This is a genomic window from Stenotrophomonas sp. LGBM10, from assembly GCF_046736075.1.
Taxonomy (GTDB): domain Bacteria; phylum Pseudomonadota; class Gammaproteobacteria; order Xanthomonadales; family Xanthomonadaceae; genus Stenotrophomonas.
Genome location: NZ_CP177163.1, coordinates 556032 through 578966, shown reverse-complemented (window position 1 = coordinate 578966; position 22935 = coordinate 556032). Strand labels below are relative to the sequence as shown.

The following is a 22935-nucleotide window of genomic DNA, read 5'->3' as shown; positions in this document are numbered from 1 at the left end:
GCTTGTGGGGTAAGGCTTCGATGAGAACCGGCAGGAAAAGTGAATAGCCCTGCGCGGGCGGTATCTAACTCCCCAAATTGTACCCCCATCGGGACAGGAAGGGGCACCAACGGGCCCGGTGGCGGCCTCGCGGTGTCATTCCCAGACAGGTTCGGGCACGCGGCGTGAGCTACAGCCCGAGTGCCCGCAATTCCGTGCATTCGCGCGAACGTTCCCATACGCGCTGCAAACCATCCTGCAACGGCCGCGAACGTGCAGGCTGGGCGAGTCCGGCTTCGCCGTCGAAGCGGTGTCCGGCAAGACGAAAGTAGTAGTCCCCGCTGTCATTGACCAGACAGGCCGAGGCCACGGCGCGGTCCACGGGGTCGACCACCTGGCGGACCCGGAACACGCTGGGCAGCCGCTGCAGCAGCCCCAGCAGGGGCGATCCGGCCGCGGCGATGGCGCCGGCGTCGTGCACGATCAGCCAGGCCTGCTTGTCGTGGCGGGCGGTGGCAAAGCGGCGCAGCGCGGCCATCACCGGCGCGGCATCGAGCAGGTCGGGGTCGAGCTGGCGGCTGTGGATCCACAGTTGCCGCCGCGCGCGGTGGACCAGCGCGGTGGTGATGGCCACCGCCTCGTCGAGCGTGGTGATGTTGACCGCGCCGTCCAGTACCCGGCGCATGTGCTGATGGGCGATGCCGGCCTCTTCGAACAGGTCCCCCTCCGGCAGGAAGCCCTGCCGGGCGTAGAAGGCGCGGGCCGGCAGCTGGGCGTGCAGGGCGATCTCGCGCCAGCCGCGTGCCCGGGCCGCCTCGACCAGCGCCAGCAGCACCGCCTCGCCGACGCCGCGGCCACGCCAACCGGCCAGTACGGCCATGCGCCCGATCCGGCCGTCCGGGGTCAGGCGGCCGGCGCCGATCGGCTGGCCCTCGCTGTCGCGGGCCAGTACGTGCACGCTGAGCGGGTCCAGCGCATCGATCTCGAGCGCGGCGGGAACGCCCTGTTCCTCGACGAATACCTGCTGGCGCACCCGGTGCAGCGCGGCGTGCTGCACCGGATAGACGACTTCCTCGACCTGGAAGGCAGGGCCGGCCATGTTCAGCGGCGCGGGGGGCCGTCCGGTTGCCCGGCGTCGTCCTGGTCGTCGCTGTCGTCGAAATCGACGATCACTTCGATGCCATCGTCGTGGATGGTGACTTCGTGCACGTCGGCGCGGACATCCTCATCCTCGACCACCTCGACGGTGTCGCTGGCGTCGAGGATGGCGTACCCGCCAACGGCGTCGCCCTGGTCCTCGTCGTCGTATGCGTCCTCGTCCTCGTCATCGAAGGCGTTCGGGTCCAGCAGCTGGTAATGGCCGCCGGCCAGCAGGGCGTGGACGGCATCGCGGCCCTTGGCCGAGAGCTTCTGGTACAGCGGAGCGCCGAGCAGTTCGGTGGCGGCCAGCAGCTGGGCATCCTTCACCGGCAGCGCGAACTCCAGGCCGCTGCAGTACAGGCTGGCACCGCGCTTGGCGCGCCGCCAGGCCATGCGCGACCACGGATGGCGCTGCAGTGCCAGGCCGGCGCCGAGGGCGGCAGCGACCTCTTCGGGCGGCACCGGCTCGCCGTGTGCCATCACTTCGCCGGCAGCGCGGTAGGTGGTGATGAAGCGGCCGAACCAATCGCCGAGCTTGTCCGGGTCGTTCATGCGGATGGCGTTGAGGGCGGCAACCACGCGGTTCATGGCGACCACGTCGATTTCGTTCGGGTCCTCGGGCACCTTCAGGTCCGGGTCCTGGTAACGGATGGACTCATCGGCGTCCATGATCAGGGTGTCGAGGTAGTCGCTGATCAGTTCGGCCGAGGCCGGCGCGCGCATGCCGAAGGAGAAGGTCAGGCAGGGGTCTTCGGCGACGCCGTTGTGCGGGACGTTCGGCGGCAGGTACAGCATGTCGCCCGGGGCCAGCACCCAGTCGTGGGTCGGCTTGAAACGGCGCAGCAGCTTCAGTTCGACGTCGTCGCGGAAATCCAGCGGCGGGCGCTTGCCCTTGATGGATTCGCTGGCGTCGATCTGCCAGCGGCGGTGGCCGTAGCCCTGCAGCAGGAACACGTCGTACTGGTCGACGTGGGCGCCGACCGAACCACCGGTGGCGGCGAAGCTGATCATCACATCGTCCATGCGCCACCGCGGCAGGAAGTCGAAGTGGCCGACCAGGGCGCGCACATCCGGGTCCCACTTGTCGACGTCCTGCACCAGCAGCGTCCAGTCATGGTCGGGCATGCCGGGGAATTCTTCTTCCTGGAACGGGCCAGTGCGCACGGTCCAGCCGTCGGTGGCGCGGTCATGGCTGATCAGGCGGGCCAGGGCGCCTTCTTCGCAGGCCAGGCCGGCCAGATCTTCCGGCTGCACGGGGGTCTGGAAGTCGGGGAAGGCGCCGCGGATCAGCAGGGGGCGCTTCTGCCAGTAGTCGCGCAGGAAGGTGGCGGCGGGCATGCCCAGCGGGAGGCCGGGGCGGGCCTGGATTTCGATGACGGGGGTCTTGGTCTTGCGGGCGGCCATGCGGGAATCCTTGGAGCGTGTAGACGGAATGAGGGGGCGCAGCGGGTCACGCGCGCCGGCACGGCTATTGTCCGCTGGTTGGGCGGGATGTGCACCTGCGGTGGGATGTCGCGTACAGCCGGCGCGTTGAGTGCTGCGAGCCGAGGCGGGGCCGGCAGCCGGCGCGTTGAGTGCTGCGAGCTGGGGCGGGGCCGGCAGCCGGCGCGTTGAGTGCTGCGAGCTGGGGCGGGGCCGGCAGCCGGCGCGTTGAGTGCTGCGAGCTGGGGCGGGGCCGGGTGGGCCCCGTCAGGACACGCACGTAAACCCATCCCTGGGGGCTCGTAGAAAACATCCATGTTTTCTACGGTCCTGCCGGGGCCCACCCGGCCCCGCCCCCAAGGGTGTCCCGCGTGCGCGGACGGAAAAGCTGCGACGCCGACGTCGCCTGCGTTTGATCTGCGGTGGCAGCCGATCGACTGTCCGGGGGCCGGCGGGTGGGGGGTACGGGACCGTGAAGGCACATGGATGTGCCGCCCGAGCCTAACGGGAGATTCAAGGCGTGTCCCGTACCCCCCACCCGCCGGCCCCAAGCACGCACATTGCCCGCCAAAGGCTGTTCGCGCAAAAAAGAAGGGCACCGGAAACTCCGATGCCCTGCTGGGTTACAGGCGATGAAACGGCGGAATCAGATTGCCTTGGCAAGCTCCGCCGCCAGGCCGACGTAGCCGCCCGGGGTCAGTGCGCGCAGGCTCTGCTTGGCGTCGTCGGGCAGGTCCAGCGATTCCACGAAGGCCTTCATCGAGTCCGGGGTGATGCCCTGGCCGCGGGTGAGGGCCTTGAGCTGCTCGTAGGGGTTGGGCAGGCCGTAGCGGCGCATCACGGTCTGCACGGCCTCGGCCAGCACTTCCCACGAGGCGTCGAGGTCGGCATCCAGGCGTTCGGGGTTCACGGTCAGCTTGCCCAGGCCCTTGGCCAGCGAGTCCAGGGCGACCTGGGTGTGGCCGAAGGCGGTGCCGACCGCACGCAGCACGGTGGAGTCGGTCAGGTCGCGCTGCCAGCGGCTGATCGGCAGCTTGGCGCTGAAATGCTCGAACAGGGCATTGGCGATGCCGAAGTTGCCTTCGGCGTTTTCGAAGTCGATCGGGTTGACCTTGTGCGGCATGGTCGAGGAGCCGACTTCGCCTTCCTTGAGCTTCTGCTTGAAGTAGCCCAGCGAGATGTAGCCCCAGACGTCGCGCGCCAGGTCGATCAGGATGATGTTGGCGCGGCGCGCGGCATCGCCGATCTCGGCGACATTGTCGTGCGGCTCGATCTGGGTGGTGTACGGGTTGAACACCAGGCCGAGGCTTTCGACGAAGCGCTGGGCGAAGGCCGGCCAGTCCACGTCCGGGTAGGCGATGACGTGGGCGTTGTAGTTGCCCACGGCGCCGTTGATCTTGCCGGTCAGTTCGACCGCGGCGATCTGGCGGCGCTGGCGCTCCAGGCGGGCAACCACGTTGGCCACTTCCTTGCCGAGGGTGGTCGGCGAGGCGGTCTGGCCGTGGGTGCGCGACAGCATCGGCTGCGCGGCCTGGGCGTGGGCGAGGGCGCGCAGGGTGGCGGCGATGCCGTCCAGCGACGGCAGCAGGACCTCGCGGCGGGCCTGTTCGAGCATCAGGCCATAGCTGAGGTTGTTGATGTCTTCGCTGGTGCAGGCGAAATGCACGAATTCCAGCGCCGGGCCCAGCTCGGCGTCGGCCTTGAGCTGTTCCTTGATGAAGTACTCCACCGCCTTGACGTCATGGTTGGTGGTGCGCTCGATCTCCTTCACCCGCGCGGCGTGGGCCGGGGCGAAATCATCGGCCAGGGCGCGCAGGCGCGCCGCAGCGGCGGCGGAGAAGGGGGCCAGTTCGGCGATGCCCGGTTCGTTGGCCAGGGCCAGCAGCCACTCCACTTCGACCTTCACGCGGGCCTTGATCAGGCCGTATTCGGAGAAGATCGGGCGCAGCGCATCGACCTTGCCGGCGTAGCGGCCATCGAGCGGGGACAGGGCGAGCAGGGCGAATTCGGACATGGCAGGGGCAGGGCGATGACGGCGGGGGCCGTCATTCTACGCTGCCCCGGCGGTTCCGGCGGGTTCGGCTGCCATCCGTACGGTCACTGCCTGGATGCGGTGGCCGGCCATGCGCTTGACCGTGAAGGTGTGGCCGTCGATCTGCAGCTGCTCGCCCTCCTCGGGCAGGCGCTGCAGCTGGTGAACGATCAGCCCGCCAACCGAGTTCAGGTGCTCGGGAGCATCCAGGTCGTGGCCCAACAGCCGTTCCAGGCGGAAGATCGACGTCGAGCCGGCCACCAGCAGGGTGCCGTCGGCTCCACGGGTGGGCGCGTCCTTGACGATGTGCGGGTGCTCGTCCTCGATGTCGCCGACCACCACTTCCAGCAGGTCTTCCAGGGTGAAGTAGCCCAGGATGCGGCCATGTTCCTCCACGCACAGCGCCAGGTGGGTGGTGCCGGTGCGGAAGCGCTCCAGAACCAGCGGTACCGGGGTTTCCAGGGCGATCAGGTTGGCCGGGCGCAGCAGCGGGCGCAGATCGCCGGTGGGCTTGCCGCGGGCGATCTCCACCAGCAGGTCTTTCATGTGCAGGATGCCCAGCACCTCCTCGCCATCGCGGTCGAACCACGGATAGCGGCTGTAGCGGCTCTCGGCGAACTCGGCCATCACCTCGTCCAGGCCCATGCCGTCGCGGAACGCGCGCAGGTGGTCGCGCGAGCGCATCAGGTCGCCTGCGACCAGCTCGGGCAGTTCGAGTGCGTGGCTCATCAGGGTCAGGCCGTGGTCGGGGGCGTCGCCGGTCGGCTGCTGGCGGCCGACGATCAGCTTCAGCTCCTCGCGCGAATAGCGGTGCGAGGTGTGTTCCACGTCGCCCCAGCCAGCCAGGCGCAGCAGGGCGTTGGCGCTGTTGTTGAGCAGCCAGATCGCCGGGTACATGGCCCAGTAGAAGATGTAGAGCGGTGCGGCGGTCCACAGCGACATGCGGTCGGGGCGGCGGATCGCCATCGATTTCGGGGCCAGTTCGCCGAGCACGATGTGCAGGAACGAAATGACGCTGAAGGCGATGATGAAGGCGGTCAGGCGCGAGGCGTCCGCGCCCATGCCCAGCGCATCGAACAGCGGTTGCAGCAGGTGCGCGAAGGCCGGCTCACCCACCCAGCCCAGGCCCAGCGAGGAAAGGGTGATGCCGAGCTGGCAGGCCGACAGGTAGGCGTCCAGGTGCGAATGCACGTTGAGCAGCAGGCGGCCGCGCCAGCCGTGCTGTGCGGCCAGGCCAACCGCCTGGGTATGGCGCAGCTTGACCAAGGCGAACTCGGCGGCCACGAAGAAGCCGTTGAGCAGCACCAGGCCGAAGGCCAGCAGCAGAAGGAGCAGATTGCCGATCATGGTCGGCCCCGCGATGACGTCGTCATCGGCATGGCGGTGTACAGGCCGGCGCGCGGCGCGGGCAGCGATGCGTGCGCGTCGGCACGCCGGGAACTACTGTCGGGGTCGTCACCCATAGGGGGCGGATTGCTTTCTGAATGGACGTGGATCCCGAGTCTAGCCGATCGTCGGCGTGCTTGGGTTTCAATGCGGCATCGGAGTATCGTGCGCAGAGCCGCCAGCCAGGGAATCGGGCCCGTTGCCAGCCGCCATTCCCTTTCCACACTGAAAGAATCGCGGAGTCATGCAATGAGCAAGGGTTTCAGGATCGAACACGACAGCATGGGTGAGCTGCAGGTGCCCGCCGATGCGTTGTGGGGCGCGCAGACGCAGCGCGCGGTGAACAATTTCCCGGTGTCCGGGCAGCGCATGCCGCGCGGGTTCATCCGCGCGCTGGGGCTGGTCAAGGGCGCGGCCGCATCGGTGAATGCCGAGCTGGGCCATCTGCCGAAGAACATCGCCAAGGCCATCGAGGTCGCGGCGGCCGATGTCGCCGACGGCCGGCATGACGCGCACTTCCCGATCGACGTCTACCAGACGGGGTCGGGCACGTCGTCGAACATGAATGCCAATGAGGTCATCGCCACGCTCGCCAACCGCGCGGGCAAGGCCGGCAAGGTCGCGGTGCACCCCAACGACCACGTCAACCAGGGCCAGAGCTCCAACGACGTGATTCCCACCGCACTGCGCGTGTCTGCGCTGCTCGGTGTGCACGAACAGCTGCTGCCGGCGCTGGTGCACCTGCGCAAGACCATCGACAGGAAAGGCCGCAGCCTGCGCAAGGTGGTCAAGACCGGCCGCACCCACCTGATGGATGCGATGCCGCTCACCTTCGAGCAGGAGTTCGGCGCGTGGTCGGCACAGCTCGCCTCGGCGCAGGCGCGCATCGAGGACAGCCTCAAGCGGCTGCGCCGGCTGCCGCTGGGCGGCACGGCGATCGGCACCGGCATCAACGCCGACCCGCGCTTTGGCGAACGCGTGGCCAAGGCGCTCAAGCAGCAGACCGGGGTCAAGTTCGACAGCGCCGAGAACAAGTTCGAAGGCCTGGCCGCGCAGGACGATGCGGTGGAACTGTCCGGGCAGCTCAATGCGCTGGCGGTGGCGATGATCAAGATCGCCAACGATCTGCGCTGGATGAATGCCGGTCCGCTGGCGGGGCTGGGCGAGATCGAACTGCCGGCGCTGCAGCCGGGCAGTTCGATCATGCCGGGCAAGGTCAATCCGGTGATCCCGGAAGCGACGGTGATGGTGTGCGCGCAGGTGATCGGGCACCACACCGCGATCACCGTGGCCGGGCAGACCGGCAACTTCCAGTTGAACGTGACGCTGCCGTTGATCGCGGCCAACCTGCTCGATGGCATCGGCCTGCTCGCCAACATCTCGCGCCTGCTGGCCGATACGGCGATCGCCGGGCTGACGGTGCGCGAAGACCGCGTGCGCGAAGCGCTGGACCGCAACCCGATCCTGGTGACTGCGCTGAACCCGATCATCGGTTACGAAAAGGCCGCCGCGATCGCCAAGCGCGCCTACAAGGAACAGCGGCCGGTGCTGGACGTGGCCAAGGAAGACAGCGGGCTGTCCGAGGCCGAACTGCGCACGCTGCTCGACCCGGCGGCGCTGACCGCCGGTGGCATCCACGCCGGCGGCGGTGGCGGCGGCGGTTGATCCCTGTGGTGGAGCCGACCCGCGGTCGGCTCTACCGGTTCAGTGCCGATCGGCCTGCAGGTTGTCGAAGGTCTCGGTGTAGTCCTTGAACTCCGGGATGCGCGCGACCAGATCCGGCGGAATCGGCTGCATGCCGTCCGGCACCTGGATCTTGACCGAGCGCTTGGCCGGGTCCGGCGCGGCATCGGTGAGGGTGTTCTGGCGCAGCACCTGCAACTGGCCGAACATCTGCTGGAGCATGGCCTGCTGGCCGGCATCCAGCGGAATCTCGATCTCGTCGATCTTCATGTGGCCGTTGGGCAGCACGATGATGTTCGGCGCGGGCGCGCGGCGCACGGTGACCATGCCGTCGCTGACGGTGATCTTCGGCTTGCCGCGCTCGGCACGGTGATTGCGGTACTCCTGGTCGCAGCCGGTGGCGGCCAGGCAGAACAGGGCGAACAGCAGCAGGCACAGCTTCTTCATGAGCAGGCAACGCACGCGTAAGGGGACCCCGATTGTAGTCCTCCCCCCGTGCGGCGGGGCCGGCCTGCGACCGAACGTCGCAGGCCGGTGACGCTTACTTGCCGCAGTCGTTGATGTCGCTCTGGTCCATCGTGGCGTAGGGCTTGAAGGCCGGCACCGCCGCGGCCAGCGCCTGCTGGCGGGCCATCATGCCCGGCAGCAGCCCGCACAGCTTCTTCGCCTCGGCCTCGATCTTGGCCGCCTCGGCGTTGACGCGTTCTTCGATGCCCTGGGTGTCGCCGGAGAAGATGCCCTTGAGCGCCTCGCTGGCCGCCTTCACGCCCAGGCCGGCGCCGGCGACGCCGATATCCATGCCGGCACCGGCAAGCGCTTCGACCTGCTTGCGGTAGTCCAGCATCAGCGCACGCTGGGACGCGTCCAGCGGAATCTTCTCGCCGTTGACCAGGAAATCGCCTTGCGGGGTGATCTCGGCCTTGATGCTGTTGCCGTCCGACACGGAAATGTTGCCCTGCGCGATCTCCTTGCGTGCCTTGTCGGTGGCTTCCTGCACCTTCTGGCCGATGGACGCGGTGTCCAGCTCGGCGGCGGGCTTGTCACGGTTGCCGCAGGCGGCCAGGGGCAGGCACAGCAGCAGCGCGGGCAGTAGCAGTCGGGTGTTCATGGGCGAGGTTCCGTCGTTGGAAAGGGAAGGCTTACTTGCCGCGGGGCAGGGTGATGCGACCGCCGATGCCGCTGTGACGGACATCGCCGCTGCCGCTGTGGTTCACGGTCAGGTCGCCGCGCACATCGCGCACGGTGATGTCGCCGGAGCCATGTCGATCCACGCTGACGCTGCCGCCCACGTCGCGCAGTTCCACCTCGCCGGAGCCCACGGTGCCCACGCGGACGTTGCCCTTGACCTGGCGCACGTCGATGTTGCCGGAGCCGAGTACGCCGATCTCGATGTCGCTGCCAACGCCGTCCAGCTCGACATCGCCCGAGCCGACGTTGCCGACCTTGGCCGTGCCGCGCACGTTGCGGCCCTTGAAGTCGCCTGAGCCTAGGTTGAGCAGGTTCAGCGAACCGGCACCGTCGAGCACGATATCGCCCGAGCCGACTGCTGCGGTGACCAGGCCCTTGATGTCCTTCAACGTGACATCGCCCGAACCGACATCGGCGCTGGCCGAGTGCAGGCCGGTGCCGCTGGCGTCGCCGGAGCCGACCTTGAACTGCACCAGCATGGTGTCCGGCACGCTGCCGCGCAGGTCCAGGTAGGCATAGCGGCTGCCTCCCAGCGAGAGGCCGCCGCGCGGTTCGCGCTGCAGCCGCACCACCAGCTTGTCGCCGGCTTTCTGCTGGGTGACGGTCAGATCGCGCAGCAGATCCTCATCGGACGCACAGGCGCGGCCGCTGAGCCGGGCCGGGCCGTTGCCGGCGGTCAGCACCAGATCATGCTGGTTGACTTCGAACACCACCGCCTTGGCACCGGCCAGGTCCAGCGCCAGATCGCGCGGCGCATTGAACCTGCACTGCGGCGTGTCGGCCAGCGCGGTCAGGGGCAGCAACAACAGGGAAGCAACGGCAAGGGTACGGAGCATGGGACGGTCCTCGACAGGGCGGAATCAGATTTCACCGGCGCGGCGGCGCAGGCGGATGGCGACGATCAGGAACACGATACCGACGGCTGCGCCGATCCACAGTTCCGGTTGCTGCAGCGTGGACAGGTGCTGCGCCGGCGACAGCATGCTCACCAGCTGGTCCGAACCGGTGATCCGGGCCTCCCCGCCGTAGGCAACATCGATGCCGGGGAAGGTGCCCAGCAGCAGGCGGCCGACGATGTGCCCCCAGAACCAGCCGGTGGTCAGGCCGAAGGCGGACATCAGGTTGGTGCTGCTGACCACGATGCCGGCGAACAGCGGCAGCATCACTGCCCACAGGAACGGCTTGGACTTGGCCCAGGCCGAGCACATCAGCAGCCAGCCCACGGTCGGCAGCGCCCACAGCAGGTACACCGGGAGGCGGGCGACGTAGCCCATGACGATCGACAACGGGCTGGCCGGTCCCCAGATCAGGGTCATCGGGTCGCCCCCGTGGGCCAGCGCCACCACCGAGATGATCGCCAGGAAGCCCAGCATCGTGGCGAGGGCGGCGACCACCGCGATGACCGGGGCGATCAGCAGTGCGCTGGTGGCCTTGGCGAGCACGGTCTGGGTATCCGACAGCGGCAGCGACTTCCAGAACAGGATGCTGCGGTCGCGACGATCGTCGTACAACGCACCCAGGCAGTAGAAGAACACCACGAAGGTGAGCACCACGAACGGCCAGCCGGAGCTGAGCAGCAGGGTCAGGTCGAGCGCGTTGGCCAGATCGGCCATGTCCTTGGCGTCGAGCTGGCCGGTCAGCACGTTCAGGTCCAGGCCGTTGATGTTGATGCTCTTGTCATCGACGATCAGCCCGCCGCTCTTGGCGGCGCGGTGCAGGGCGAACAGGCCGAACAGGATGCCGAGCAGGCTCATCAGCAGCGAGATGCCGCCGGCGATGAAGGGTGCATACAGGAACCCGCCACGGTTCTCCCAGTACTCGCGTTTGAGCATCCACTTGAAGGTGCTGGCCTTGCTGATCGGGTGGTAGTGGACGGTGTTCATGCGTAGGTTCCCTTCATGATGGCCACGAACAGGTCCGCCAGCCCGGGGCTGCGGATCTCGCCAAGCGTGGTGAGCTGATCGCGCGGCACCCCATCGAACAGCAGGACGGTCTTGCCGAACGGCAGGGCACGCTCGTCGATCGGCTTCAGCGCGCGCGCCAGCTCCACCGTATCGGCCGAGGCCAGGACTTCGGTGTAGCGTTCGCCGATGTCTTCCATATCGGTGGTCAGCACGATGCGACCGTCGCGGATGAACATCACATCGGTGAGGATGTGTTCGATCTCCTCAACCTGGTGGGTGGTGACGATGATGGTCTTCTGCTCGTCGAAGTAGTCCTCCAGCAGGCGCTGGTAGAACTCCTTGCGGTACAGGATGTCCAGGCCGAGGGTCGGCTCGTCCAGCACCAGCACCTTGGCATCGATGGCCATCACCAGCGCCAGGTGCAGCTGCACGATCATGCCCTTGGACAGTTCGCGTACACGCTGCTTGGGCTGCAGCTTGGTGCTGGCCAGGAAGCGTTCGCAGCGGGCGCGGTCGAAGCGCGGGTGTACCCCGGCCACGAAGTCGATCGCCTCGCGCACCTTGAGCCAGCGCGGCAGCACCGCCACGTCGGCGATGAAGCAGATGTCGTTCATCAGCGCGTTGCGCTGCGTCCGCGGGTCCATGCCCAGGACCTGCAGGTCGCCCTCGACACCGGTCAGGCCCAGCAGCGCCTTGAGCACCGTGGTCTTGCCGGCGCCGTTGGGGCCGATCAGGCCGGTGATGCGGCCCGGCGCGATGGAGAAGCTGGTGTTGTCCAGCGCGAGCGTCTGTTTGTACGCCTTGCGCAGGCCACGTGCGGAGATGACGACATCACTTGCAACGGCATTCATGAGGATTTCCCCTGGGGCAGCAGATCGTCGAGGTTCAGGCCCAGGCGCTGGATGCGCTCGAGCACCAATGGCCATTCTTCGTTGAGGAACCGGTCGCGCTCGCTGCTGCGCAGCTGCGTGGCCGCTTCCTCGGTCATGAACATCCCCAGGCCGCGGCGCTTCTCGACCAGGCCTTCATCAGCCAGTTCCTGGTAAGCGCGCGAGACGGTGATGGGGTTGAGCTGGTACTCGGCGGCAACCTGCCGGACCGAGGGCAGAGCATCGCCGGGCTTGATGATGCCGTCGAGCATCATGGCGATGACGCGTTCCTTCAGCTGACGGTAGATCGGAGCGCCATCGCTCCATTGAATATCGCTCATGGTCAGCTCCGTGGGTTCAGCGACTGTGCGAATGAGAAGTAAGGCATGGACAGGGAGCTGTGCAGCCGGCGGGGAGGGCGGGGGGCGCCGTCGGCGGTCCCTGCCTCGATGACACCTGCATCCTGCGGGCCTGCAAACGCACCGGAACCGGCGGAACTGCCGGCATCATCCGAGGCGGGGGTACCGAACCAGCCCAGCAGCAGCAGCGCGGACGCGGCCGTGAGGGTTTTGGCGGTGTGGTGGCGCATGCGGTTCATGGGCTTCCCCTGTCTCAGGTGACTGGTGTTGTATGCAACTATAACACCGGCACGCCGAAGATCAATACGGGGCGACACCCAACTGATGGCAGGGGCACGCTGAAAGCGGATTGTCATCTATAAGGTATTGATTTTATTAATTATGGGGAGGTTCGTCGGGCTGTTCAGGCGCAGCGCGGGTTCAGTCATGTCAATGAAAAGACAAGGCTAACGCCTATTCAGCCGATTCCGAGGCGGGCGCGCCCACGTCGGTTCGACCGCCAGAAACGGCAAGGCCGCCGCATGGCCACGCGCGCCGCCCACCGGCACGCGGCGCTGAAAACCCCGGTGATATAGTGCGGCCGATGCCCTGCCGGGCCTGCGCCGCGTGCGCCGGACGGCGCCTTTCCGCTGGTTTCCATGCCCTGGAGTGTTCGATGTTCCACGCCCGCCTGTTGTCGTCCTTCCGCCGCCCCGGCACCCGCGCCCGTGGCTGGGCCGCTGCGACCCTGCTGCTGGGCGTGGTGGTTGGCGCCGCCGTGGCGGCGCCTGCGGCCGGCCTGCTGGATCTCAGCTACCGCCCGCTGGCCGGCAAGGGCGAGGTCAACCTGCAGCAGCAGTACGGCGGCAAGGTGCTGCTGGTGGTCAATACCGCCAGCAAGTGCGGGTTCACTCCGCAGTACGAAGGCCTGGAAGCACTGCAGAAGAAGTACGCCGCGCGCGGCTTCTCGGTGCTCGGCTTCCCGTCCAACGATTTCAAGGGCCAGGAACCCGGCGACGAGGCCCAGATCCAGGAGTTCTGCACGCTGACCTACGGCGTGAAGTTCCCGATGTTCCAGAAAGTGCAGGTCACCGGCGCCGGGGCGACACCGCTCTATCAGCGCCTGACCCAGGCCACCGGCGTGGCGCCGGGCTGGAACTTCCACAAATACCTGATCGCGCGCGATGGGCGGGTGGTTGCGCAGTTCCCCAGCAAGGTCAAGCCGGATGATGCGGCGCTGGTGGCGGCCATCGAACGCGAGCTGTCGGCAGGCAAGGCGGCACGCTGAGTGCCTCGACATCTCGTACATGCGTGCGACAATGGGCGTTTCGCGCCGACGTCGGCGTCCAGTCACTTCCAGGAATGCAGCGAATGAAGATGGGAATGCGCGGCGCCGCGGCGTCGGTTCTGATTCTGGCGATGGGTGCCACCGGTACCGTGATGTCGCAACAACCGGCCGCGCGTGCGGCTGCCAAGGAGACTTCCGCTTTGAACTCCCAACGGGAAAAGCTCGGCTACGCCATCGGTATCGATGTGGCCAACTCGTTCGCTCCGATTTCCAGCGAGATCGACCTGGCCGCGCTGCGTCGTGGCGTCACCAATGCCTTTGAAGGCAAGCCGCCGCTGATCAGCCAGGAAGAGGCGCAGAAGACCGACGCCGCCCTGCGCCAGGCCGTGATGGCCAAAAGCGGCCAGCCGGTGCCGGGCGTGGCCCCGGGCACGCCGCCGCCGAAGGTGGACCGCGAAAAGGTCGGCCTGATGCTGGGCAGCTATGCCGTCGGCCCGTCGCTGGCGCAGCTGAAGGACGAAGTGGACATGGACGCGCTGTTTGACGCGATCGGCACCACCTTCGCCAACGGCACCCCGAAGATGACCGCCGAGCAGGCCAAGTCCACGCTGGAAGGCTTCATGGCCGCCAAGCAGGCCGAGGGCCAGGCCAAGGCCGCCGCCCAGGCCGGCACCAACCGCACTGAAGGCAACGCCTTCATGGCCAAGAACAAGACCGTGCCGGGCGTGGTCACCACCGCATCGGGCCTGCAGTACCAGGTGCTGCGTCCGGGCAGCGGCGATCGTCCGATGCCGACCAGCAAGGTCCGCGTGAACTACGAAGGCAAGCTGCTGGACGGCACCGTGTTCGACAGCAGCTACAGCCGTGGCCAGCCGGTCGAGTTCGGTCTGGACCAGGTCATCAAGGGCTGGTCCGAAGGCGTCTCGCTGATGCCGACCGGCGCCAAGTACCGCTTCTGGATTCCCGGTGAGCTGGCCTACGGCGAGCAGGGCACCCCGGGTGGTCCGATCGGCCCGAACGCGACGCTGACGTTCGACGTCGAGCTGCTGAACGTTCTTCCGTAATCGACTCTGGAGTCTCCCCGGTCATGCGTGTTGCGATTTTCGGCACCGGCTATGTCGGTCTGGTCACCGGTACCTGTCTGGCCGACGTCGGCCACCAGGTGGTCTGCGTGGATATCGACCAGGCCAAGGTCGACGGCCTGAACCGGGGCGTCATCCCGATCTACGAACCCGGCCTCGAGCCGATGGTCAAGGCCAACCACGCCGCGTCGCGGTTGACCTTCACCACCGATGCGGCGGCCGCGGTTGCACACGGGCAGGTGATCTTCATCGCCGTGGGCACGCCGCCCGACGAGGACGGCAGCGCCGACCTGCAGTACGTGCTGGCGGTGGCCGACACCATCGGCCGGCACATGGCCGTGCCGACCGTGGTGGTCAACAAGTCGACCGTGCCGGTAGGCACGGCCGACAAGGTGCGCGCGGCGATTGCCGCCGCACTGGCCGCGCGGGGCGAGGAGATCGCCTTCGACGTGGTCTCCAATCCTGAATTCCTCAAGGAGGGCGACGCCGTCGCCGACTGCATGCGGCCGGACCGCATCGTGGTGGGTGCCGCCAACCCCGACTCGGTGGCGCTGATGCGCCGCCTGTACGCGCCGTTCAACCGCAACCACGACCGCGTGGTGGAAATGGACGTGCGCTCTGCCGAGCTGACCAAGTACGCGGCCAATGCCATGCTGGCGACCAAGATTTCGTTCATGAACGAAATCGCCAACATCGCCGAAAAGGTCGGTGCCGACATCGAGCAGGTCCGCCAGGGCATCGGTTCGGACCCGCGTATCGGCTGGCACTTCATCTATCCCGGCGCCGGCTATGGCGGTTCCTGCTTCCCCAAGGACGTGCAGGCGCTGGCGCGTACCGCGCAGCAGCACGGCCACGAGCCCAAGCTGCTCAATGCGGTCGAAGCGGTCAACGATGCCCAGAAGGGCCATCTGTTCACCCTGATCCAGCGTCACTACGATCGTGGCGAGGACGAAGGCGTGCGCGGTCGTACATTCGCGGTATGGGGCCTGGCCTTCAAGCCCAACACCGATGACATGCGCGAAGCGTCCAGCCGTCGCCTGCTGGCGCAGTTGTGGGAAGGCGGGGCGACAGTGCGCGCCTACGACCCGGAAGCCACCGACGAGGCGCGCCGCATCTTCGGCGAGCGCGACGATCTGGTCTTCTGCGACAACGCCTACGACGCCCTGGAGGGTGCCGATGCGCTGGTGGTGGTGACCGAGTGGAAGCAGTTCCGCAGCCCGGATTTCACCCGCCTGCGCGATACCCTCAAGGACGCGGTGGTCTTCGACGGCCGCAATCTGTACGACCCGCAGGAAATCGAAGCTGCGGGCCTGGCTTATTACGGCATTGGCCGGGGACGTTCGCTGCATGCATGATTCCACACCCTCCGAGCGCGAACAGGCGCTCGAAGCCCGGCTGGTTGAACTGGAAATGCGTGTGTCCTTCCAGGAGCACGCGCTGGCCGAACTGAGCGAAGCCCTCGCCGATGCGCGCATGGAAGGCAGCCGCAACGCCGACCTGACGCGGATCCTGCTCGAAGACCTCGGCAAGGTGCGCAATGCGTTGTATTCCGACTCGGCCGAAGAGCCGCCGCCCCCGCACTACTGATCTGACGTCATGAGCGATACCCTCCGCGACCAGCTGCTGGGCCTGGGCTTCAAAGCCGCGCCCAAACCCGAACGTACCGCCGAGCGCAAGCCGGACCGGAAGCCGGAGGCGCGCCGCGACGGCCGCCCGGGCAACCGTCCGCAGGGCGCCCGTCCTGCCGGCAAGCCCGGCGAAGGCCAGCGCCCCGCGCGCGGCGGCGACCGCCGCCCGCAGGGCAAGGGCCGCGCGCCCGGTGGCCGTCCGCCGCAGGGCGGCAACGGCGCACCGCGCACCCGCGAGGACATCGACCTCGCCAAGGCGTATGCGATCCGTGCCCAGAAGGAAAAAGACGACCGCATCGAGGCCGAGCGCCTGAAGCAGGAAGAGGCGCGTCTGCGCCGCGAGGCCAAGGCCAGGCTCGACGTGCTGCTGGAGGGCAAAGGACTGAACGCCGAGGCCGCCGACATCGCCCGTCACTTCCCGTATGGCGGCAAGATCAAGCGCATCTACGTCACCGCCGACCAGCTCAAGGCGCTCAACGCCGGCGAGCTCGGCGTGCTGCAGCAGAACGGGCGCTACCTGCTGGTGACCGCGGCGGTGCTGGACGAAGCCGAAGCGGTGTTCGCCCCGTCGGTGGCGCTGCGGGTGGACCCCAACGCCACCGTGGAAGAAGACCCGTACGCGGACCCTGCCTACCAGGTACCTGACGACCTGGTGTGGTGATGGGATGCGCAGTGCCGGGGCCGCCGTTGCCGCTTCGGAAGAGGGTAGTGCCGTCTGCTAGACGGCTGCTTCGGAATGGGTAGTGCCGTCTGCTAGACGGCTGCTTCGGAAGGAGTAGTGCCGTCTGCTAGACGGCTGCTTCGGAAGGAGTAGTGCCGTCTGCTAGACGGCTGCTTCGGAGGGTAGCCGACTAACAGTCGGCTCTACCGTCGGCTCTACCGCCGGATTTACCGTCGGATTTATCGCCGGCCCCACCACCGGCTCCACCACCGCCTCCGTCGTCGATACGGCGGTGCTTATTCCGGATCGTAGTCCAGGTTCGAGGCCAGCCAGCGCTCGGCCTGCACGCGGTCCACGCCCTTGCGTTTGGCGTAGTCCACCACCTGCTCGCGGCTTACCCGGCCGACCACGAAGTACTGGCTCTGCGGGTGGCTGAAGTAGTAACCCGACACGGCCGCCGTCGGCAGCATCGCGAAACTCTCGGTGAGCTGCATGTCCGCGTTGCGTTCGGCGTCGAGCAGGCGGAACAGGGTGGCTTTCTCGCTGTGTTCCGGACAGGCCGGATAGCCCGGTGCCGGGCGGATGCCGGTGTACTTCTCGGCGATCAGCGATTCGTTGTCCAGCTGCTCGTCGGGCTGGTAGCCCCAGTAGTCGGTGCGCACGTGCTGGTGCAGGCGCTCGGCCAGCGCCTCGGCCAGGCGGTCGGCCAGTGCCTTGAGCAGGATCGCGTTGTAGTCGTCGTGGTCGGCCTCGAAACGGGCCACGTGCGGGTCGATGCCGATTCCCGCGGTGACCGCGAACGCGCCGATCCAGTCCTGCCGGCCGCTGTCGGCCGGCGCGATGAAGTCGGCCAGGCAGAAGTCCGGTCGCTCCACCGGCTTGTCGACCTGCTGGCGCAGGAAGTGCAGCACGGCAGGCCCGCCATCGGTGGTCAGGTGCACGTCGTCGCCGACGCTGTTGGCCGGCCACAGCCCGAACACGGCCTTGGCGGTCAGCCACTTCTCACCGACGATGCGGTCCAGCATCGCGCGCGCGTCGCGGTACAGCTCGCTGGCCTGGGTGCCGACGATCTCGTCGGTGAGGATGGCCGGGAACTTGCCGGCCAGCTCCCAGGCCTGGAAGAACGGGGTCCAGTCGATCACCTCGACCAGGTCGGCCAGCGGGTAGTCGTCGAGCACGTGCAGGCCGGGCCTGCGCGGGGCAGGCGGCACGTACGTTGCCCAGCCGCCGTCGAAGCGCTGCGCGCGTGCCTTGGCCAGGGTCACCAGGCGCTTGGCGTCGCCGCGGTTGCGGTGGCGCAGACGGATGTCGGCGTAGTCGGCCTCGTTGGCGGCGACGAAGGCATCGCGCAGTTCGCTGGAGATCAGCGACTGGGCCACGCCCACCGCACGCGAGGCATCCTTCACCCAGATGGTGGGCGCCTTGTAGTGCGGGTCGATCTTCAGCGCGGTATGCGCGCGTGAGGTGGTGGCGCCGCCGATCATCAGTGGCAGGGTGAAGCCCTGGCGCTCCATTTCGCGCGCCACGTGGCTCATCTCCTCCAGTGATGGGGTGATCAGCCCGGACAGCCCGATGATGTCGGCGTTCTCGGCACGCGCGGCGTCGAGGATCTTCTGCGCGGGCACCATCACGCCGAGGTCGATCACCTCGAAATTGTTGCAGGCCAGGACCACGCCGACGATGTTCTTGCCGATGTCGTGCACATCGCCCTTGACCGTGGCCATGATGATCTTGCCGTTGCTGCGCGCGGTGTCGCCGCTGCGCGCCTTTTCGGCCTCGATGAAGGGCAGCAGGTAGGCCACCGCCTTCTTCATCACGCGCGCGGACTTGACCACCTGCGGCAGGAACATCTTGCCGGCACCGAACAGGTCGCCGACCACGTTCATGCCATCCATCAACGGCCCTTCGATCACGTCCAGCGGGCGGCTGGAACGGATCCGCGCTTCTTCGGTATCGGCCTCCACCCACGCGTCCAGCCCGTGCACCAGTGCATGCGCCAGACGGGCGTCGATCGGCTTCTCGCGCCAGGCCAGGTCCTCGCCCTTGACCTCGCCTTTCCTGCCCTTGTAACGCTCGGCGATCTCCAGCAGGCGTTCGGTGCCATCGCGGCGGCGGTTGAGGATCACATCCTCCACACGCTCGCGCAGCTCCGGGTCCAGCTCGTCGTAGATCGGCATCGCGCCGGCGTTGACGATGCCCATGTCCATGCCCGCCGCGATGGCGTGGTACAGGAACACCGCATGGATCGCCTGGCGGACCGTTTCGTTGCCGCGGAAGGAGAACGACACGTTGGACACCCCGCCGGACACATGGCAGTGCGGCAGCGTGCGCTTGATGATGCGGGTGGCTTCGATGAAGTCCACCGCGTAGTTGTCGTGCTCTTCGATGCCGGTGGCGACTGCGAAGATGTTCGGATCGAAGATGATGTCCTGCGGCGGGAAGCCGACCTCATCCACCAGGATGCGGTAGGCGCGCGTGCAGATCTCGACCTTGCGCGCGCAGGTATCGGCCTGGCCATCCTCGTCGAAGGCCATCACCACCGCGGCCGCGCCGTAGCGCAGCACCTTGCGCGCGTGCTCGACGAACTGCGCCTGGCCCTCCTTCAGCGAGATCGAGTTGACCACGCTCTTGCCCTGCAGGCACTTCAGCCCGGCCTCGATCACGCTCCATTTCGAGGAGTCCACCATCACCGGAATCCGGGCGATGTCCGGCTCGGACATGATCAGGTTGAGATAGCGCGTCATCGCCTTCTCGGAATCGATCAGGCCCTCGTCCATGTTGACGTCGAGAATCTGCGCACCGCTGGCAACCTGCTGGCGCGCCACGTCCACCGCTTCCTCGTAGCGCTCCTCCTTGACCAGCTTGCGGAACTGCGCGCTGCCGGTGACGTTGGTGCGCTCGCCGATGTTGACGAACAGCAGGTCCGGCGTGATCACCAGCGGCTCAAGGCCGGACAGGCGGGTGTAGGGGGAGGCGGTCATGGGCGCGCACGCGGGGGCAGGTCGGCCACGGCCTCGGCGATCGCCTGGATGTGCGCCGGCGAGGTGCCGCAACAGCCGCCCACCAGGTTGAGCAGGCCGGCGCTGGCAAACTCGCGCAGGGTGGTGGCCATCTCCTCGGGCGTTTCGTCGTACTCGCCGAACGCGTTGGGCAGGCCGGCATTGGGGTGCGCGCTGACCAGGCAGTCGGCCACCGTGGACAGCGTTTCGACGTGCGGGCGCATGTCGCTGGCCCCCAGCGCGCAGTTCAGACCCACCGACAACGGGCGGCTGTGCGCCACGGACGCGTAGAAGGCTTCGGCGGTCTGTCCGGACAGGGTGCGCCCGGAGGCATCGGTGATGGTGCCGGAAATCATGATCGGCAGGCGTCCGCCGCGGGCATCGAACACCTCTTCGATGGCGTACAGCGCCGCCTTGGCGTTGAGGGTGTCGAAGATCGTTTCCACCATCAGGGTGTCGGCACCGCCGTCGATCAGGCCGTCGATGGCGTCGCGATAGGTCTCGCGCAGCGCATCGAAGGTGGTGTTGCGGAAGCCGGGATCGTTGACGTCCGGACTGATCGACGCGGTCCGGCTGGTCGGTCCGAGCACGCCGATCACGAAGCGCGGTTTGCCCGGCGTGGTGGCGGCCACCGCATCGCAGCACGCGCGGGCCACCTGCGCGCCGGCCTTGTTGAGTTCGTAGACCAGATGCTCCAGGTGGTAGTCGGCCTGGCTGACAGACGTCGCATTGAACGTGTTGGTCTCCACCAGATCGGCACCGGCCTCGAGGTAGGCGGTATGGATGCCCGCGATCACCTCCGGCCGGGTCAGCAGCAGGAGGTCGTTGTTGCCCTTCAGGTCGTGCCCCTGCGGTGCGGTGCCGTCATGGACGCAGCCCGCGCCATGCAGGTGGTCGTAGCCGTCGGCGAAGCGCTCGCCGCGGTAGTCGCCTTCTTCCAGCCCGTGGCGCTGGATCATCGTGCCCATCGCGCCATCGATGATGAGGATGCGCCGCGCCAGCGCGTCATCCAGTGCATGGACGCGATCGGGGTGCAGCCAGGGCAGGGCGGACATGACGGTGGCCTCAGGGCTTGCTGGCGATCAGCGAGATGACTTCGAAGTGCGGCGGGCGCTTCTCGCGGGTCACCGTTTCCAGGCTGGAGACGACCAGGCCGGCCTTCTCCACGAACTTGCGCAGTTCCTTGTCGCTGAAGCCCAGGTTGACGTGGCCATAGGCATCCACGGCGGCCCGGTGCTCATGCCGGGCCAGGCTGCACAGCAGCAGGCGGCCGCCGGAGCGCAGCACGCGCGCACCCTCGGCCACGGCCTGGGCCGGTTTGGCGGCATAGGTCAGCGCGTGCATCAGCACCACCAGGTCAAAGCTGCGGTCCTTGAAGGGCAGGGCGTGCATGTCGCCCTCGCGCACCTCCACGTTGGCCAGCCGGCGCAGGCGCTCGCTGGCCGCCGCAACCACGCGTGCACTGGTGTCGATGCAGACATAGCGCTTGGCGTGCGGGGCCACCAGTTCGGCGAGCACGCCGTCGCCGGAGGCGATATCGAGCACGTCGCCGGTCTCCAGCAGCGGCAGCGCGGTGCGCGCCAGTGCCTCCCAGGTGCGTCCGGGGGAGTAGTGGCGCTCCATGTCGCCGGCCACGCTGTCGGCCCAGTTCTGGTCTGCGGCGCGGCTGGCCAGCACGCTGGCCACGCGTTCAGCATCCTGACGCAGCAGCGGATCGTCGCTACCGGTGCTCAGGGCGTGCCACAATGCGCGCTGCGCCGGGTCCAAGGCCGCGTCGTCGAATCGGTAGTACGCCGACACGCCGGAACGCCGGTCGCGCACCAGCCCGGCTTCCTTGAGCCGCGCCAGATGGGTGGACACGCGCGGCTGCGCCAAGGTGGTGATGGCCGACAGCTCGGCCACGGTCAGTTCTTCCTGTTCCAGCAGCGCCAGCAGGCGCACGCGGGTGGCGTCGGCGAACACTTTCAGCCGGACAGACCAGTCCTCGAGATCCATAAATATCTACCTATCGCGATATAGAGATATTTTCGTCCTTTGGCCTGTGCGGGGTCAAGTCAGCCCGGAATCACCGCCGCTCGGTACAATCGCCCCACCTTGGGCTGCGCATTCCGCAGCCCATTTCGCCATGTTCCCGGGAGGGTGTTGTGGATTTCAGCTTTACTGAAGAGCAGTTGATGCTGCAGGACGTCGCGCGTCGCATCGCGCAGGAAAAGATCGCGCCCAGCGCGGAGCATCACGACCGTACCGGCGAGTTCCCGCTGGAGAACATCCGCCTGCTGGGCGAGAACGGCCTGATGGGCATCGAAGTGCCCGCCGAGTACGGTGGCGCCGGCATGGACCCGATTGCGTATGTACTGGCGATGGTGGAGGTCGCCGCCGGTGACGCCGCGCATTCGACCATCATGTCGGTCAACAACTCGCTGTTCTGCAACGGCATCCTGACCCACGGCAGCGAGGCGCAGAAGCAGACCTACGTGCGCGCCATCGCCGAGGGCGAGGCCATCGGCGCGTTCGCGCTGACCGAGCCGCAGTCCGGTTCGGACGCCACTGCCATGCGCTGCCGCGCGGTCAAGCAGGCCGATGGCACCTATGTGATCAACGGCAAGAAGAGCTGGATCACCTCCGGCCCGGTGGCCAAGTACATCGTGCTGTTCGCCATGACCGACCCGGACCAGGGTGCGCGTGGCATCACCGCGTTCATGATCGACACCGACAAGGCTGGCTTCCACCGCGGCAAGACCGAGCCGAAGCTCGGCATCCGCGCCTCGGCCACCTGCGAGATCGAGTTCCAGGATTACGTGGCTGCTGCCGACGACGTGGTGGGCAAGGAAGGCGAAGGCTTCAAGATCGCGATGGGCGTGCTCGACGCAGGCCGCATCGGCATCGCCTCGCAGGCCATCGGCATCGCCCGTGCCGCCTACGAGGCAACGCTGGAATACGTGAAGGACCGCAAGGCATTCGGCGCGGCCATCGGCACGTTCCAGATGACCCAGGCCAAGATCGCCGACATGAAGTGCAAGCTGGACGCAGCGCTGCTGCTGACCCTGCGCGCCGCATGGGTGAAGGGCCAGGGCAAGCGCTTCAGCAACGAAGCGGCCATTGCCAAGCTCACCGCGTCCGAAGCGGCAATGTGGATCACCCACCAGGCCGTGCAGATCCACGGCGGCATGGGCTACTCCAAGGAAATGCCGCTGGAGCGGTACTTCCGTGATGCCAAGATCACCGAAATCTACGAGGGCACCTCGGAGATCCAGCGGTTGGTGATTGCCCGCAACGAAACCGGCCTGCGCTGAGCAGGCCCCTGGGCGGCGCCGCGATGGCGCCGCCCCATTGAGC

At 67.5% G+C, this 22935-nt stretch carries 21 protein-coding genes; 7 read left to right on the top strand and 14 right to left on the bottom strand.

Features of this window, described 5'->3' with window-relative positions; translation table 11 throughout:
• Positions 1–169 precede the first annotated feature (169 nt).
• The 4 genes from ACLB90_RS02290 to ACLB90_RS02275 form a co-directional block, all read right to left on the bottom strand.
• Entirely contained in the window at positions 170–1078 is a 909-nt protein-coding gene (locus tag ACLB90_RS02290) for a GNAT family N-acetyltransferase (protein WP_411851437.1), read from the bottom strand.
• A 2-nt stretch (positions 1079–1080) separates the two neighbouring features.
• The gene (locus ACLB90_RS02285; RefSeq protein ID WP_411851436.1) at positions 1081–2523 is read right to left on the bottom strand and encodes a JmjC domain-containing protein; all 1443 of its coding nucleotides are present in this window, start codon (positions 2521–2523) and stop codon (positions 1081–1083) included.
• 664 nt (positions 2524–3187) lie between these two features.
• The gene (gene purB, locus ACLB90_RS02280; RefSeq protein WP_166473194.1) at positions 3188–4555 is read right to left on the bottom strand and encodes an adenylosuccinate lyase; all 1368 of its coding nucleotides are present in this window, start codon (positions 4553–4555) and stop codon (positions 3188–3190) included.
• Between the two features lie 36 nt (positions 4556–4591).
• On the bottom strand, positions 4592–5920 hold the full coding sequence (locus tag ACLB90_RS02275) for a hemolysin family protein (protein WP_411851435.1): 1329 nt from the start codon (positions 5918–5920) through the stop codon (positions 4592–4594).
• Between the two features lie 288 nt (positions 5921–6208).
• On the opposite strand from ACLB90_RS02275, the gene ACLB90_RS02270 reads away from it, so the two are divergent.
• Positions 6209–7624 (top strand): class II fumarate hydratase, encoded by a 1416-nt coding sequence (locus tag ACLB90_RS02270; protein WP_411851434.1) that lies wholly within the window; start codon positions 6209–6211, stop codon positions 7622–7624.
• A 39-nt stretch (positions 7625–7663) separates the two neighbouring features.
• On the opposite strand, the gene ACLB90_RS02265 is transcribed toward ACLB90_RS02270, so the two are convergent.
• The 7 genes from ACLB90_RS02265 to ACLB90_RS02235 form a co-directional block, all read right to left on the bottom strand.
• Entirely contained in the window at positions 7664–8089 is a 426-nt protein-coding gene (locus ACLB90_RS02265) for a hypothetical protein (RefSeq protein ID WP_411851433.1), read from the bottom strand.
• Between the two features lie 94 nt (positions 8090–8183).
• Complete coding sequence (locus ACLB90_RS02260) at positions 8184–8750, bottom strand: hypothetical protein (RefSeq protein WP_411851432.1); 567 nt, start codon at positions 8748–8750, stop codon at positions 8184–8186.
• Between the two features lie 31 nt (positions 8751–8781).
• Positions 8782–9666 (bottom strand): GIN domain-containing protein, encoded by an 885-nt coding sequence (locus tag ACLB90_RS02255; RefSeq protein WP_411851431.1) that lies wholly within the window; start codon positions 9664–9666, stop codon positions 8782–8784.
• A gap of 24 nt (positions 9667–9690) precedes the next feature.
• Positions 9691–10713 carry a hypothetical protein gene (locus ACLB90_RS02250; RefSeq protein WP_411851430.1) on the bottom strand — a complete coding sequence of 341 codons (1023 nt, stop codon included), beginning with the start codon at positions 10711–10713 and terminating at the stop codon, positions 9691–9693.
• The gene (locus tag ACLB90_RS02245) at positions 10710–11585 is read right to left on the bottom strand and encodes an ABC transporter ATP-binding protein (protein ID WP_411851429.1); all 876 of its coding nucleotides are present in this window, start codon (positions 11583–11585) and stop codon (positions 10710–10712) included. Before ACLB90_RS02245 ends, ACLB90_RS02250 begins: the two co-directional genes overlap by 4 nt.
• Positions 11582–11944, bottom strand: coding sequence for a GntR family transcriptional regulator (locus ACLB90_RS02240; RefSeq protein WP_017356485.1), 363 nt, complete (start codon positions 11942–11944; stop codon positions 11582–11584). Before ACLB90_RS02240 ends, ACLB90_RS02245 begins: the two co-directional genes overlap by 4 nt.
• Before the next feature lie 2 nt (positions 11945–11946).
• Positions 11947–12201 (bottom strand): hypothetical protein, encoded by a 255-nt coding sequence (locus ACLB90_RS02235; RefSeq protein WP_017356486.1) that lies wholly within the window; start codon positions 12199–12201, stop codon positions 11947–11949.
• 416 nt (positions 12202–12617) lie between these two features.
• Here ACLB90_RS02235 and ACLB90_RS02230 point away from each other — a divergent pair, with 416 nt between their 5' ends.
• The 5 genes from ACLB90_RS02230 to ACLB90_RS02210 all read left to right on the top strand — a co-directional run bounded on the left by ACLB90_RS02230 (position 12618) and on the right by ACLB90_RS02210 (position 16600).
• Positions 12618–13229 (top strand): glutathione peroxidase, encoded by a 612-nt coding sequence (locus tag ACLB90_RS02230; protein ID WP_411851428.1) that lies wholly within the window; start codon positions 12618–12620, stop codon positions 13227–13229.
• Positions 13230–13312: 83 nt separating this feature from the next.
• Positions 13313–14293, top strand: coding sequence for an FKBP-type peptidyl-prolyl cis-trans isomerase N-terminal domain-containing protein (locus tag ACLB90_RS02225; RefSeq protein WP_411851427.1), 981 nt, complete (start codon positions 13313–13315; stop codon positions 14291–14293).
• Between the two features lie 23 nt (positions 14294–14316).
• Positions 14317–15666, top strand: coding sequence for a UDP-glucose dehydrogenase family protein (locus ACLB90_RS02220; protein ID WP_411851426.1), 1350 nt, complete (start codon positions 14317–14319; stop codon positions 15664–15666).
• The gene (locus ACLB90_RS02215; protein ID WP_136003374.1) at positions 15659–15898 is read left to right on the top strand and encodes a SlyX family protein; all 240 of its coding nucleotides are present in this window, start codon (positions 15659–15661) and stop codon (positions 15896–15898) included. Before ACLB90_RS02220 ends, ACLB90_RS02215 begins: the two co-directional genes overlap by 8 nt.
• A gap of 9 nt (positions 15899–15907) precedes the next feature.
• On the top strand, positions 15908–16600 hold the full coding sequence (locus ACLB90_RS02210) for a DUF2058 domain-containing protein (protein ID WP_411851425.1): 693 nt from the start codon (positions 15908–15910) through the stop codon (positions 16598–16600).
• A 296-nt stretch (positions 16601–16896) separates the two neighbouring features.
• Here the strand turns inward: ACLB90_RS02210 and metH are convergent, their stop codons facing one another.
• Genes metH through ACLB90_RS02195 form a run of 3 tightly spaced genes read right to left on the bottom strand, consistent with a single transcriptional unit; the run spans position 16897 to position 21594 of the window.
• The gene (metH, locus tag ACLB90_RS02205) at positions 16897–19581 is read right to left on the bottom strand and encodes a methionine synthase (RefSeq protein ID WP_411851424.1); all 2685 of its coding nucleotides are present in this window, start codon (positions 19579–19581) and stop codon (positions 16897–16899) included.
• Positions 19578–20654, bottom strand: coding sequence for a homocysteine S-methyltransferase family protein (locus ACLB90_RS02200; protein WP_411851423.1), 1077 nt, complete (start codon positions 20652–20654; stop codon positions 19578–19580). The genes metH and ACLB90_RS02200 overlap by 4 nt, the downstream gene beginning before the upstream one ends.
• Positions 20655–20664: 10 nt before the next feature.
• The gene (locus tag ACLB90_RS02195; protein ID WP_411851422.1) at positions 20665–21594 is read right to left on the bottom strand and encodes an ArsR/SmtB family transcription factor; all 930 of its coding nucleotides are present in this window, start codon (positions 21592–21594) and stop codon (positions 20665–20667) included.
• Positions 21595–21743: 149 nt separating this feature from the next.
• On the opposite strand from ACLB90_RS02195, the gene ACLB90_RS02190 reads away from it, so the two are divergent.
• The gene (locus ACLB90_RS02190; protein ID WP_411851421.1) at positions 21744–22892 is read left to right on the top strand and encodes an acyl-CoA dehydrogenase family protein; all 1149 of its coding nucleotides are present in this window, start codon (positions 21744–21746) and stop codon (positions 22890–22892) included.
• The last annotated feature ends 43 nt before the right edge of the window (positions 22893–22935 follow it).

Excerpts from the sequence above, each read along its gene's own strand:
- ACLB90_RS02290 (WP_411851437.1), bottom strand. The coding sequence starts at position 1,078 with ATGGCCGGCCCTGCCTTCCAGGTCGAGGAAGTCGTCTATCCGGTGCAG.
- ACLB90_RS02285 (WP_411851436.1), bottom strand. The coding sequence starts at position 2,523 with ATGGCCGCCCGCAAGACCAAGACCCCCGTCATCGAAATCCAGGCCCGC.
- purB (WP_166473194.1), bottom strand. The coding sequence starts at position 4,555 with ATGTCCGAATTCGCCCTGCTCGCCCTGTCCCCGCTCGATGGCCGCTAC.
- ACLB90_RS02275 (WP_411851435.1), bottom strand. The coding sequence starts at position 5,920 with ATGATCGGCAATCTGCTCCTTCTGCTGCTGGCCTTCGGCCTGGTGCTG.
- ACLB90_RS02270 (WP_411851434.1), top strand. The coding sequence starts at position 6,209 with ATGAGCAAGGGTTTCAGGATCGAACACGACAGCATGGGTGAGCTGCAG.
- ACLB90_RS02265 (WP_411851433.1), bottom strand. The coding sequence starts at position 8,089 with ATGAAGAAGCTGTGCCTGCTGCTGTTCGCCCTGTTCTGCCTGGCCGCC.
- ACLB90_RS02260 (WP_411851432.1), bottom strand. The coding sequence starts at position 8,750 with ATGAACACCCGACTGCTACTGCCCGCGCTGCTGCTGTGCCTGCCCCTG.
- ACLB90_RS02255 (WP_411851431.1), bottom strand. The coding sequence starts at position 9,666 with ATGCTCCGTACCCTTGCCGTTGCTTCCCTGTTGTTGCTGCCCCTGACC.
- ACLB90_RS02250 (WP_411851430.1), bottom strand. The coding sequence starts at position 10,713 with ATGAACACCGTCCACTACCACCCGATCAGCAAGGCCAGCACCTTCAAG.
- ACLB90_RS02245 (WP_411851429.1), bottom strand. The coding sequence starts at position 11,585 with ATGAATGCCGTTGCAAGTGATGTCGTCATCTCCGCACGTGGCCTGCGC.
- ACLB90_RS02240 (WP_017356485.1), bottom strand. The coding sequence starts at position 11,944 with ATGAGCGATATTCAATGGAGCGATGGCGCTCCGATCTACCGTCAGCTG.
- ACLB90_RS02235 (WP_017356486.1), bottom strand. The coding sequence starts at position 12,201 with ATGAACCGCATGCGCCACCACACCGCCAAAACCCTCACGGCCGCGTCC.
- ACLB90_RS02230 (WP_411851428.1), top strand. The coding sequence starts at position 12,618 with ATGTTCCACGCCCGCCTGTTGTCGTCCTTCCGCCGCCCCGGCACCCGC.
- ACLB90_RS02225 (WP_411851427.1), top strand. The coding sequence starts at position 13,313 with ATGAAGATGGGAATGCGCGGCGCCGCGGCGTCGGTTCTGATTCTGGCG.
- ACLB90_RS02220 (WP_411851426.1), top strand. The coding sequence starts at position 14,317 with ATGCGTGTTGCGATTTTCGGCACCGGCTATGTCGGTCTGGTCACCGGT.
- ACLB90_RS02215 (WP_136003374.1), top strand. The coding sequence starts at position 15,659 with ATGCATGATTCCACACCCTCCGAGCGCGAACAGGCGCTCGAAGCCCGG.
- ACLB90_RS02210 (WP_411851425.1), top strand. The coding sequence starts at position 15,908 with ATGAGCGATACCCTCCGCGACCAGCTGCTGGGCCTGGGCTTCAAAGCC.
- metH (WP_411851424.1), bottom strand. The coding sequence starts at position 19,581 with ATGACCGCCTCCCCCTACACCCGCCTGTCCGGCCTTGAGCCGCTGGTG.
- ACLB90_RS02200 (WP_411851423.1), bottom strand. The coding sequence starts at position 20,654 with ATGTCCGCCCTGCCCTGGCTGCACCCCGATCGCGTCCATGCACTGGAT.
- ACLB90_RS02195 (WP_411851422.1), bottom strand. The coding sequence starts at position 21,594 with ATGGATCTCGAGGACTGGTCTGTCCGGCTGAAAGTGTTCGCCGACGCC.